General features: G+C 66.9%; 7 protein-coding genes. 3 read left to right on the top strand and 4 right to left on the bottom strand.

Annotated features, from left to right (window positions below; translation table 11 throughout):
• Positions 1-13: 13 nt before the first annotated feature.
• Entirely contained in the window at positions 14-3,049 is a 3,036-nt protein-coding gene (locus ACVWWN_RS37300; RefSeq protein ID WP_457148345.1) for a Kelch repeat-containing protein, read from the bottom strand.
• Positions 3,050-3,809: 760 nt separating this feature from the next.
• Between ACVWWN_RS37300 and ACVWWN_RS37295 the strand changes: the two genes are divergently transcribed.
• Positions 3,810-4,121, top strand: coding sequence for a DUF3303 domain-containing protein (locus ACVWWN_RS37295; protein WP_457148344.1), 312 nt, complete (start codon positions 3,810-3,812; stop codon positions 4,119-4,121).
• A 45-nt stretch (positions 4,122-4,166) separates the two neighbouring features.
• Here the strand turns inward: ACVWWN_RS37295 and ACVWWN_RS37290 are convergent, their stop codons facing one another.
• From ACVWWN_RS37290 to ACVWWN_RS37280, 3 genes are all read right to left on the bottom strand, one after another.
• Complete coding sequence (locus ACVWWN_RS37290; RefSeq protein WP_457148343.1) at positions 4,167-4,829, bottom strand: hypothetical protein; 663 nt, start codon at positions 4,827-4,829, stop codon at positions 4,167-4,169.
• Positions 4,807-6,657, bottom strand: a complete 1,851-nt coding sequence (locus ACVWWN_RS37285) for a hypothetical protein (RefSeq protein WP_457148342.1) — start codon at positions 6,655-6,657, stop codon at positions 4,807-4,809. The genes ACVWWN_RS37290 and ACVWWN_RS37285 overlap by 23 nt, the downstream gene beginning before the upstream one ends.
• Positions 6,658-6,895: 238 nt before the next feature.
• Positions 6,896-8,851 carry a hypothetical protein gene (locus ACVWWN_RS37280; RefSeq protein WP_457148341.1) on the bottom strand — a complete coding sequence of 652 codons (1,956 nt, stop codon included), beginning with the start codon at positions 8,849-8,851 and terminating at the stop codon, positions 6,896-6,898.
• A gap of 533 nt (positions 8,852-9,384) precedes the next feature.
• On the opposite strand from ACVWWN_RS37280, the gene ACVWWN_RS37275 reads away from it, so the two are divergent.
• Both ACVWWN_RS37275 and ACVWWN_RS37270 read left to right on the top strand, forming a co-directional pair.
• Positions 9,385-11,115, top strand: coding sequence for a DUF4407 domain-containing protein (locus tag ACVWWN_RS37275; RefSeq protein WP_457148340.1), 1,731 nt, complete (start codon positions 9,385-9,387; stop codon positions 11,113-11,115).
• Between the two features lie 94 nt (positions 11,116-11,209).
• A complete protein-coding gene (locus ACVWWN_RS37270; RefSeq protein WP_457148339.1) occupies positions 11,210-12,787 on the top strand; it encodes a serine/threonine-protein kinase in 1,578 nt (525 codons plus the stop codon).
• The last annotated feature ends 6 nt before the right edge of the window (positions 12,788-12,793 follow it).

The raw sequence follows: 12,793 nt of genomic DNA, 5'->3' as shown, positions 1-12,793 counted from the left end.
TCAAGCGCCTCCATCAGGTGAATTCCAGCGCCTCGACGGCTGCGACCGGACCTTCGTGTGTCGGCCGATTCGCGCCGCCGATGGCGTACACGGTGTCACCGACCGTGGCGACCACCTCGCCGTGCCGCGCCGTCGGAACCGGCGGCAGTGAGCTCCACTTTCCCTCGGCGATGTCGTACATCTCCACCGTGGCCAGCACCTGCGTCGGCTCCTCGCCACCGACGGCGACGATCCGGCCGTCGATGAACGCGGCTCCGTAGCTGCCGCGCGGGGTCGGCATGTCGACGAGCTTCGTCCACTCCCCGGAAGCCGGGTCGAAGCGCTCGAACGCCGCGGAGTTCTTGTCGGCGGACAGGAACCGTCCACCCACCGTGTAGACATAGAACCCGTCCGACACCGTGGCCAGGTGTTCGCGCGGGGTCGGCAAGTCGGCTGCGTCCTGCCACGACTGACCGTCGAACACCTCGGTCTGCGGGACGAGCGCCTTCGCGTTCTGGCCGCCGACGACCACTAGCTTGTCACCCACGACCGCTGCGCCCGCCGCCGCCCGGGCGTGCGTCAGGCTCGGTAGCTCCACCCAGGTATCTCGCCGCAAAGCGAAAACCTTGTTCGACGCATCCGCCAGTTCGTCACTGGCGCCTCCGATGACCACCACTTCACCGCGGTAGGTCGCCGCGGTCGCGTGGTGCAGGGGGATCGGCAGCGGGGGCTGCGCTTGCCACGCTCCGGTCTGCGGATCGTAACTCTGCACTGTCTGAAGCGTGTCTCCGTGGGTCATGCCACCGGCGATCCAGATCTTGTCGTCGAGCACCGTCCACGCCATCATCAGCCTGGGGGTCTGCGCATCCGGAAGCATCCGCCATTCAGACGGCGGCTGCAGTTTGCGAGGCGCCAATTTCAGGGCCTCCGCGGCCGAGGTCACCTCGGTGTCGTCGACACCGGTCGCCCCGCCGATCGCGTATACCGACTTGTCCACGCCGCCGACGGCCGAGCCGTGCCGCGCGGTGCTCATGTCCGGTAAACCGGCCCACGTCTTCGTGGCAAGATCCATCGCCGCAACGCTCTTGACCACCTGGCCCGCGGACAATCCGCCGACCGCCACGAGACGCTCGTCGGCGATCGCCACGCCGAGGTCGCTGCGCGGCTGGGGAAGGGCGGGCAACGTCGTCCAGGAATCGGCGGCCGGGTCGTAGGCCTGGACCGTCGGTAGGTCAGCGGCGCCGTCGGTGCCGCCAACGACGTACATCACCCTGTCATCTGCCGCGGCGGAGAGCATCGAGCGCGGCGTCGGCATTTCGGCGCCGAGCGACCACGAGGTGCCATCGAAGACTTCGGTGGTGTTCAACAGCTTGCCGTTGGCGCCCACCCCGCCGGCGACGATCAGGCGATCCCCGACCACCGCGGCCGAACCCGCCGCGCGCGGCTGCAACAGTGGAGGCAGCTCTACCCAGCGACTGTTGACGACCCGCCAAACCTTGTCGGTCGCGACCTTCGTATCGGCGCCCTCGGCGCGCCAGCCGCCGAGCACGACCGGGTTCCCGTCCCATGTCACCGCCATCGCATGGTGTACCGGAACGGGTAGGTCGTCGCCGCCCTTCCAGCTGTCGATGGCAGGGTCGTAGCCCTCGTGTCGGCCACTGACCTGGCCATCCGCCTCGATCCCACCGAAAATCCAGATGGTGCCGTCGGCCTCGGTGGTCGCCGCCGCCTCGCGGGCAACGCGCGCATTCGTGATCGGTCGCCACCCGCCCTGAGTTTCGGTGGTTGGGTGACTCGCGGCGGCCGTGGTGCCGCCGGCATCGCCTTCGTCGCGGAATGCGATGAAATAGACACCGCTGAGCACCAACAGGAGCGCTACGACGGCGGCCGCTCCGGCAATGAGCATCGCCTTGCGATTCCAGGTTCTCCGTGTGGCCTCGGGCGGCGCACCGTGCTGCTGCACCGGCGAGCGCATACTCGCAAAGTTCATGGTGTGCGGTGTCGGTGCATCCGCCATTGGTGGTGGGGTTCCAGTCGGCGGTGGAGGGGTACGCGGCGGGGATGGAGGCGCGCCGGTCGGCGGCGGAGGCGGACCGGCGTGACTGGCGGGCCCCGACAGCTGCATCGCTGGCGCGCCCATTGTCTGGTCTCGTTCATCGGCAGCCTGCTCGCTGAGCGCCATCGAATCAGGAATCAACCCGTTGTGGCGCTGCGCTGCCTGCAGTTCGCGGCCGAAGTCGGCGGCCGACGCCTGCCGATTGGCCGGATCGAGCGACATCGCCTTCTCGATCGCGGCGCATACATCGGCCGGAATTCCCCCGGGACGCATGTCCGGCACGGGTGTCGAACCGATCCGCAGGTAGTGCGCGATGAGGTCTTCGCCGGTCTTTCGCTCATGGGCGGCCGACCCGGCGATCAGCGCGTAAAGAGTTGCGCCAAGGGAGTACACGTCGGACGTGGTCGTCGGAGGCCTTCCGGCCAGCACCTCGGCAGCGGTGAAGGCGATGGTGCCCGTGAAGAACCCGGTCTGGGTTTCGAATCCCCCTGCTATGCGCGCGATTCCGAAGTCGCTCAGCTGCGGTTCACCGTAATCGTTGACGAGCACGTTCGCGGGCTTGATATCGCGGTGCAGCGTGCCCGCCCGGTGCGCAGTTTCCAGCGCCCCGCACAATTTCACTCCGATTTTCAGGGCATCAGGCCACGCAATCGGACCGACCCGGCGAATTCGGTCCGCCAGGGAACTGGCCGAGTGGTACGGCATCACGATGTATGGCCGGTTACTTTCGGTGACCCCGACCTGCAGGATGTTCACGATGTTCGGATGGCCGGACAGTCCGCCCATCGCGTAACCCTCACGCAGGAAACGTTCTCGGTTGTCTTCGTCGAGATCGGACGCCATCACCTTGATGGCTACGCTTCGCCCGAGTGACGTTTGGTAACAGCGGTAGACAACGCCCGCGCCACCCCTGCCGACTTCGACGGCGTGGGTGAAGCCGGCGGCTGCCAACTCGTCGGCGATCCCGCCCCGTCCTAAGGGCGGAATGCCGCCGTCCTTATGTTCTCCGGCCATAACGGTGATCGTCCTCCAGTGCGAAGGGGAAGATTTGCGATCTTAACGATTAGCGACCAAAAATCGGGGTGAACGTTAGATTTACGTACCGCCGGCGCCCCTGGTTCAGTCGTGTCGGGAAGTGCGCGGTTACAGCATCACGTCGTGGCTGTTAAATGGGCCGACCGTACTTGCCAAGGCAAAGACCGGAACGATTGCCAAGGCGACATCCGATGGGCGAAGCGTCGTGAACGCCGGACGAACAGCCAGCATTCGATCATCGGTTCGGTCGGTCGCGCTCCGTGGGCGGCCATACGCAATGAGAGGCGAACCGCATCGTGAACGAGCACGCGACAGAGCTTCGCGATAGCGCGTCGATTCGCACAATCGTTAGGTGAGCGTCCAGCAACGGCGCGCCCCCGATTCGCTATATGCACTCGACAATTTGCTGAAGGTCGACCATATCACCGACTTTGGAATGGCCGGGGTTGACTAGATGCCGGGCGGACCAGCGCGGCGCCGGAAGGATGCCGTCGCATACCACTTCTTTGAAGTATGGCCATCGGTCACCAAGACGGCCATCGAGGCGCTGATCACTGACGGGATTCAGCATCCAATCCAACAGGGCGTCAACTCTATTCGTTGGAAAGAAAAACCGTGCGAAGTTCTATTTCGGCGATGTAGAGCGGGTCTTGAGAGGACACTGACGTCCGTGCGGGTACTGCTTGTGGACCTTCACCCCCGCACGACCACTAGTTCAGCCAAGTGCTAGGAGGATCGGATGAAGTACGCCATGACCTGGACGAGCCGGTTGGGTGGCTCCGGCAAGGAAAATGAAGACGGCGTGCGCCGTGCCCTGCAATTGTTTTCGAAATGGCAGCCTCCCGCGGGTACGACGTTCCACCAGTTCGTCGGCCGACTGGACGGCGAAGGCGGGTTCGCGATCGTCGAGACGGACAATCCGGCAGAGCTTCTTGGCGAAACGGCAAAGTTCGCACCTTTCAACCTGTTTCAGATCTATCCAGTCGTCGATATGGACGAGTGGGCACAGGCCACGCAGGCGGGAATAGAGTTCAGGGAATCGGTCAGCTGAATCGTTCGGCACGACAGAATGGGCCGCTCCTGGTGGGCGGTCCGTTTACCGTCGTGATTGCGGCGCCGAAAGGGCTTTGTAGACGACAGGATCGGAGCCGCGGCCGTTGGTCGAGACGGGGTTTGTGGATGGTCCGAGCAACGGCACGCCATGGCGTAGCCGGACCGCACCCGGCAGATCGAACATGCGCTGCCTCTTGGTGACTACAAGTTGTTGCATCGTCAGCGAGCCGGTGATCGTGCACGTCCCGGATCTGATCGCGGTCAGCCGGGCCTGCCGGACCACCGCGAGCACCCCGGCCATGCTGAAGGTGATCGCCAGTTCGATCCGGATGGTGGCGATCGACCTGCCGTCGATGAACACCTCGACGTCCGGGTGATGGCTGGACTCGATCCGGTGTGTTGCCAGCGCCACGATCTCCTCGGTGGCCGGGGCGTCGCGGGTGCGAAGGGCGGCCTGCCGCAGCGCCTCGTACTTCTTCCAACCCGCGGCGGCCACATCAGCCAGGTTCAGCGAGAGCAGCCCGTCCGTCGCGGCCGCCACTTCGCGTTCGATGACGCCGGTGAGCCCGGGCGGGCCGGGGATGAGGCCGCTGAGGGTGCGGTGCTCGTGCAGCGCACCGGTCAGTGCCTCCGCCGGTCCGCGGGCCTCTGTACCGAAGAGCAGATCTCGCACCGTTGCGGCGTCATCCAGGACGGCTGTCGTCATCCTCCACCTCCCTGATCGTTTGGATACCGGCATCGGGATGGACTGCCAGGCGGATGGCGTGCGTCGCCTCACCGCGGGCCGGCGTCTCGCGCACTGTGACCAGTGGAGTGCCGCCGGGACGCGGGACGGCGCGGACGGTCGGCATCGGCGCTTCGGGCGGCCCGGACCTGCGCCAATGACGGAGGGCCAGGATGGCCACGATCGCGATGGCGACGATCAGGGCGATCAACCACCACGGAAACTTCGAGTCCGATCGGAGGTCGACAGACGGTCCGCTCAGGACAGTGAAGTCGGCGGCCGCGAGGACACCGCCCGGGCATGCGGCGCGCAGCGTGAGCAGGCCTCCGCCGACGTGTGTCGGGACCGGGACCAAAGCGTTGAAATGCCCTGACGGGTCTGGGGATGCGTTGGGTAGGCGGGTGCCGTCATCCCAGGAGAGCTGCACCGCCGCGCACGCGAAATGATCACCGGCTGCACCGGCGGCGCTCCCACGCGGTCCGCTGGTGGGCTGCAGCGTCAGCACTGGGGATACGTTGCCCGGGATCGCCACACTCGTCACCGTGAAGGGCTGACGGTCGGAGATCCCGGTGTGGTTGCGGCACGTTGCCACCACGCTGTGATCGCCGGCCGGCACACCAGTTGGGACCGTCAGTGCCACCGTGAATTCGCCGGACGGTGCCTCCTGCAACGGGCTGTCACCGTCCCAGAACAGCTGAACGCGGTCGCCGTCGCACGCGAATCCGCTACCCGAGGCTGTCACCGGTGAACCGGGCGTTCCGTTCCTGGTGCTCAGTGTGAGCGCGGGTTCGGCGGCCGTGACAACGGTGAATGCGGCGGTCGCCTCCCCGCCCCCCTCGCATGATGCGGTCACGGTCTGCGCTCCGGACCCGGCCTCGTCGGGGACGGTGAGCGAGAATTCTTGACTGTCAATATTATCGGTGGAACCGGTCAGCGCTTGATCACCCCACCGGAACGACAGCGTGTCGCAATTCCCAAAACCCGTTGTGGTGGCGGTAAAAGATGTTCCCGGGCTGCCCTGCGCTGGTGCCAGCGTGAGGGAGAGTTTATCGGGCGGGTTGACGGTGAAGGTGGCGCTGGCCGTGTGGTCCGAACACCACACGGCCACCGTGTGTGCACCGGTTGCGGCGCGATCCGGCACCGTGAATTCGACATTCACGTTGTGGGGGTCACTGGTGTCGGTCTCGGCGGGCGCCAGGTCGCGATCGTCCCAATAGAACGACATCGTCTGCGGCCCACCGCCGTACCAGCCCTCCAAGCACGGCGCAAAGCCGGTGGCGGTGGCGGTGAACGACGCTCCCTGAGCACCTTGCTCCGGTGCGAGTACGAGGGCGGGTTCCTCGGCCGGTATGACGGTGAACGTGGCGGTGGCCTGTGCGCCGCTCACGCAGGACGCGGTCACCGTGTGCACACCGAGTTCGGTGTCTTCGGGCACCGTGAGGACGACCGTGGCACTGCCTGCGTCGAGGGTCGCGCTCGTGAGCGTCCCGCCGTCCCACTCGAACGAGACCGTCCCCGACCCCACCGTCTGCGGAGGCACCGCATCCGCCACCAGCGACCGCGACGACGTGTCGGCGAGGCAGCTGTCGAAGCCGGTCGCCGTCGCGTGAGACCACGTTCCGGGACTGCCCTGCGGGGGCGCCAACACGAGATTCGGAGGACCAGGGTCCGCGAGAGCCGTACCGTCGGCAACCGTCATGGAGGAGATTGCACACCCGAGAGCCAGCACGGCCGGCACGACCGCGATATGCCGCCAGGACATCCGGTGCCCCACCGACCGGTGGGCCACGATGTGATCGACTGTTGCCACTCCAGCAGCATCAACCTCGTCAAGACGGCTGGCATGAGTACTCGACTACTCGAGTTGAGTACGGTGCCCACCTGAAAATCGGTGGCAGCCCTCGGACGGCCTTCGTGAAGCTCGGCGTCAGGTCGCGCCGCCGGCGTCGCACTGCTTCCTGGGCCAGCTAGCCTTGGGCGAAAATCCGGAGGCGGGCACGCCTTACGACGTGCCCGCCTCCGAGCGACAAAGTCGCTGGAGCGATCGGTTACTTGGCGGACTTGTGCGATTGGCCAGCGTGACTTCCCTCGCCCTTGGCGTGGCTGGCGCCGGTACCGCCACCGTTGGAGGCGCCACCGTTGCCGCCGTTCGACCGCGGGCCGTGGTCGCCGGACTTCGCGTGATGGCCCGTGCTGCCACCCGAACCGGTGCTGCCACCCTTGCCGGTGGTGCCGTTGCCCGTGTTTCCGCTCGTTCCCGTGGAGCCGCCGGTCGTGCCCGAATGCGTTCCCGCGGTGCCGCTGCCGGTGCTCCCGTCCTTGCCCGTGGACCCGCTGGCGCTGCCCGTGGTTCCGGTGCTGCCGGTGGTCCCGCCGGTGCTGCCGTGGGTTCCGGAAGGAGCTGTACCGGACGGCTCTGTCGTGCTGCCGTCGGGAGACGTTCCGGTGGACGGCTTTTCGCCGGTGGCGTCCTTCTTGCCGTCGTCGACGCCGGTGGTCTCGTCCGACTTCGACACTCCCTCAGTCGCGGGCTTCTTCGAGTCGATCGTCGACTTGGCCAGGGCGTTGGTGACGTTTGCGTTTGCGGCCGGTGCCGGAGTCGGGTTGAAGAACCGCTGCGCCAAGCTGGCGTCGTAGTTGAGTATCCCGGCGATGGAGGCGGGCAGCCCCTGGAAAATCGAGGTGCCCGCCGTGTTGAGGGTGTTCATCACCGTTGCAGGGATGTTCTGGATTTGTCCGTAGATCGCCAGATTGAGGGCCGTCAGCGGGAGCAATCCGACCTGAACGACGTTGCCCGCCACGGTCAGCAACGAGGTGAACGGCTTCGGGACGAGAGGCGAGGTGGGCACATTCACACCGGCGAGGATCGACCACGCGGTGTTGATCGGCAGCTGCAAGACGTCCAGCGGAGTCGGCGCGGGTGCGGCGGCCGCGGCGGCGGGAGAGACCGCGAGACTGGCGTCCTTTGCGACAGTGTTGACGGCAGCGGCCGTCGCCGCATCCGGGTTGAAGAACTGCTGCAGCAGGGTGGCGTCGTATTGCAACGTGCCCATGATCGACGCCGGCAGACCCTGGAACAGCGAGGTGCCCGCCGTGTTGAGGGTGTTCATGACCGTTGCGGGGATGCTCTGGATTTGTCCGTAGATCGCCAGGTTGAGAGCCGTCAGCGGGAGGATTGCCGCCTGGACCAGGTCACCGGTCGCCTTCAGCACCGAGGTGTACGGCTTCGGGATGAGCGGCGAATTGGGCAGATTCAGGCCGGCACCGATCTGCCAGGCGGTGTTGATCGGGAGCTGCAGCACGTCCAACAGGGTTGGCGCCGCTGCAGCAGCGGCGGCGGTTGCCGCGGCAGTGGGCGTGACCAATGCCGCGGATACCGTGGATGACGAAGATGCGGCGTTGACGGTCGCCGCACCCAGTCCGGTGGCGAACTGCTGCAGCACGCCGAAGTCGTATTGCACGATCCCGTTGACGGAGGCGGGCAGACCCTGGAACAGCGAGGTGCCCGCCGTGTTGAGGGTGTTCATCACCGTGGCGGGGATGTCCTGGATGTGTCCGTAGATCGCCAGGTTGGCGATCGTCAGCGGCAGCAGTGCAACCTGGAGGGCGCTGTTGCTGACCGTCAGCAGTGACGTGAACGGTGTGGGAACCAGCGGCGATTTCGGTAGGTTGAGGCCGGCGCCGATCTGCCAGGCGGTGTTGATCGGCAACTGCAACACATCAAGCAGTGTCGGCGACGTGGCGAGGGCGACCAGTTCCGATGCGGCCTGGTTCGCGTCGCTGATGAACTTGTCGGCCGCCTGGCGACCTGCGGCCACCACCGTATCCGGCACGGCGTTCGGCCCCTGGGCGATCACCTGATTCGCGAATGCCTCGGGAAGCGCGAGGATCTCGGTGCCCTTCGCCGGGGCGGCGGCAGCGGAACCGACCTGGGGCGTCGGCCCGACCGGTGCGAACACCAGCTTCAGGTGCGACGTGCCGGCGTTCTGGCCGGCCCCGCTCACTGCCGGTACAGATGCCGCAGCGAGCCTGACGTCTGTACTGACGCCAGCGGCGTTGTCAACCGGATCCCCGGCCGCCACGGAAACACAAACAGCAGCGAGGGCGGCAATGGATGGTTGTAAGAGAGATGGCACCGGAACCCCTTTTGGATCGGACGTAGTCGAGATGGAAATGTACTGAGGCACAACGAGCACTACAAAAAACTTTGGCAAGAGTTAACGCGACAGTCAGGTGCCCGTCTCGTGTCGCCGAACAGGAGATTCACAGGCGCAATTCAGGTTTCGGCCACCGCGCAAACAGCCAAGGTAGTTGTACGGGATGGTCGATGAATGACGGGTTAACAGCACCGGAATTACTGCACTTTGTCGACGCACGTTCGAAATGCTGGAGGAAAAACGACAGGCACGTTTGCGGGTGCGGAACGGGCATCGCACGGCGGCAAACGATCTGGCTCCCGGGCGGCAATCTGTTCAGCGCGAGCGTCGGGCACGTGACGATGGATGCTGTGAGATGATTGGGCGCAATTCACACCGGCGTGAGGGCGCGATCCACGGGGTTCGATGACGCCGGGTCACGCCGGCGTGATGTCGAGACGTTTGGAGTTCTTCTGTCTGCCAATCGATTTGCTGCAGCACTGGCGTGGCTCGGCGGCGGCGAGTGGCGTCAGCTCGACGAATCCGATGAACGGTCGACCCAGGTCATCGCCGGAGTCGTGATCGTGCTGCTCGCGGCGTCGGCCTGGCTGGTCGCGGCTCTGGCCGTCGCCGAGTCGACGCGCTGGTCCACGCCGGTGGTTGTGCTGTCGACCCTCGTGTTCGGCGTGCTGGTGGCCACGGTGACCCGCGCCGTCGCCGGCGGACCCGTGGCGGGGCGGCCAGGCGTGGTGACCCGCGCGGCGGTCGGAGTCGCCGTGGGCATTCTCGTGGGCGAGTTGGCCGCCGTCGTCCTGTTCGCCGGGGCGATCGACCGCCGCCTCGACGATCAGGCCGCACGGACCGCCGAGTCTTCGCCCGCGGTGTCGCAGGCCATGGCCGAACTGGACCGCACCCGCGCCGCCCGCATCGCGCTCGACGACGCGGTACGGCAGGCCGAAGGCCGCCGCGACGATGCACTGGTGGTCGCCCGTTGCGAGTTCAACCCCACGCCGGCTTGCCCGGAGACCCACATCACCGGGGTGGCCGGCGCCGGACCGGAGAATCGGACGGCGAACGATTTCCTGGCCGACTCCCAGCGTGAGCTCGACACCGCCGAAGCCGGGCGTGACCGCCCGGCACCCCTGCTGGACGCCCAGATCGCCGATCGCCAGCGGGTGATCGCGCAGACGCGACAGGCCGCCATCGCGCATGCCGATGATGGTCTCGGGGCCCGCTGGTCGGCGATGAACGAGCACACGATGACCAGCTCGGGTGCGATGGCGCTACGTGTCCTGTGCGCCGCGTTCCTCGCGCTGTTGAGCCTCTTGCCGCTGATCTTGAAGCTGTGGCGTGGCGAGACAATGCATGAGCGCAGCGCAGCGGCCCGCGCCGACCGAGCGCGTGCCGAGTTGGATGCCGACACCGCCATCGCGGTCAAGCGCGCCGAAGTTCGCGCGGCCACGGAAATCCTGCGGGCAGAGCGGGAATTGGCCAGCGCGCGGCTCACCGTCGAGGCGCAGCACGAAATCGATCGTGAACAGCAGCGGCGTCGCGTCCCCGAAGCCCTCGAAGCCGCGACACCCGTACAGTCCGAACGCGTGGTGGAGCCGCTGGCCGAACTGGTCGCGCAGCGTCCGCCGACGGAGAACCTGCCTGCGCTGGCCCAGGCGGGTGCTGTCGAGCCACGCCGGGGCAGCGGCACGTCATTGATCACGGGGCTCCCTGGCATCCCGGACGCCACCAGGACCGCCGCCTTCTGGATACGTCCGTTCGTGCCGCCGATCGTCGCATCGGCGATCGAGACCACCACCAGGCCTTTGCGCGGCGTGCGCCAGAGTTTCGAGGAGACCGAGGAGATCCACTTCACGCTGAAGCGCAGCTACAAGGTCACCGTGCAAACCGAGGAGTCCGGTGAGCAGTCCGCGGAGGGCCGTCCGGGTCGACTCGTCGACCCGGACGCGAATGGATGTCCATGGAGGTCAGTCCGCGTCGACACCCGGCGGACCGCGCGGGCTCCGTGCGCGCGACCGGAGCCGCGAACTACCATCGACGGAATAATCTCGCGCACCAATTTCCTTGCTGTGCAGCAACATCGGAGGCCCTCGGGCGACGCGGCGCGACGGGCGCGTTAGGCATGCGGCCGATACGGGAACACGTAGGGTCGCTGGGATTGCTGCGCGTTCTGAGTTGGACAGTGGCATCGGGGACGAACGGAAAGGAGTGGGTATGGCGTTGTCATCTCGTGGCTCCCGTTTAGGTACCCGTTTCGGACCCTACGAGCTGCAGTCTTTGATCGGCGTCGGGGGAATGGGCGAGGTCTATCGGGCCTACGACACCGTCAGGGAGCGGACCGTGGCCGTCAAGGTGCTGCGTGCGGAGATGGCCGCCGATCCCGCCTACCAGGAGCGCTTCCGACGCGAGTCGCGGGTGGCGGCACGACTGCAGGAGCCCCACGTCATCCCGGTGCATGACTTCGGCGACATCGACGGGGTTCTCTACATCGACATGCGCCTGGTCAGGGGCGCCAGCCTGAAGGACGAGTTGCGGTCGACCGGCCCGCTCGCACCCGGCCGGGCCGCGTCGATCATCGGCCAGGTCGCGGCTGCTCTGGATGCCGCACACGTTGACGGGCTGGTACACCGCGACATCAAGCCGGAGAACGTCCTCCTGACTCCCGATGACTTCGCCTATCTGGTCGATTTCGGCATTGCCCACAGCGGCGGTGACGCAAACATCACGAAGACCGGGCTGATCATCGGGTCGTGCGCGTACATGTCCGCGGAGCGGTTCACCGGCGGACAGGTCGGGCCTGCGGCGGATATCTACTCACTGACCTGCCTGCTCTACGAATCGCTTACCGGTCGAGCGCCGTTCGAGACCGGTGACCTGAGGCAACTGATGAGCGCGCACATGTTCGCGCCGCCGCCCCGGCCGAGCATCATGCGCCGGGGGATCAACCGCGCGTTCGACGACGTCATCGCGCAAGGGATGGCGAAGAAGCCAACCGACCGCTTCGCGTCCGCCGGCGAACTCGCGAAGGCGGCCACGGCGGCGGCGAAGGGAGTATGGACGTCGCCGCCCGCGGCCGTCTCGCCGGCACCGCCGGCGGATACCAAGCCCCTCCCGGCGGCGTACCCGCACCCGGCGGGTACCGCGCAGACGCCGTACCCACAGGAGATGCCACCGCCGCCGACGCCGCCCGGCGGCAATTCGCGGTTCGGCACCACTCAGGTCGCGCTTGTCGCCACGACCATCGTGCTGTTCGGCGCGGCGGTGATCCTCGCGGCGTTGCTGCTGTCGCGTGGACAGGACGCCACCGACGGGCCGCCGACCACCCTGGCCGTCCCCCCGCCGTCGGTCAGCACGAGCATCGAAACGGTCGAGCCATCGACGACATCCACATCGAGTGCACCCACGTCGACGTCGACATCCTCCACGTCGACCACGACGTCACCGTCGACGAGCGCGACACCGCTTCCGGGCATGCCGGGAACCGATGCGGAGGGTTTCGTCGGGCACACGGCCCGCTGCGACACGGGGTCCTCGCTGGCCGCCGCGATCCGAACGGCCCAGTCGCTGGCGGTGGTGTGCGAGCGGTCGCCCGGCAACTACTACTACCGGGGCGAACGACTGAGCGACGGGGCACACGTCGAGATCGCGAACGCCGTTCCGGCCGGCGGCGGATTCGACGTCACGAACCCCGCCGACGGCGCCCGCTACCAGGTCCGGCCCGACCGGCTCACCATCAGCAGCAATGGCCGGGTCGATTCCGCGGAACCGGCCCTGCAGTACGCCGCGGGGTAGCGCAGG

The sequence above is a fragment of the Mycobacterium sp. URHB0021 genome, assembly GCF_054057895.1.
Note: the sequence above shows the minus strand (reverse complement) of the source record. Positions and strands in the feature narration are given on the sequence as shown.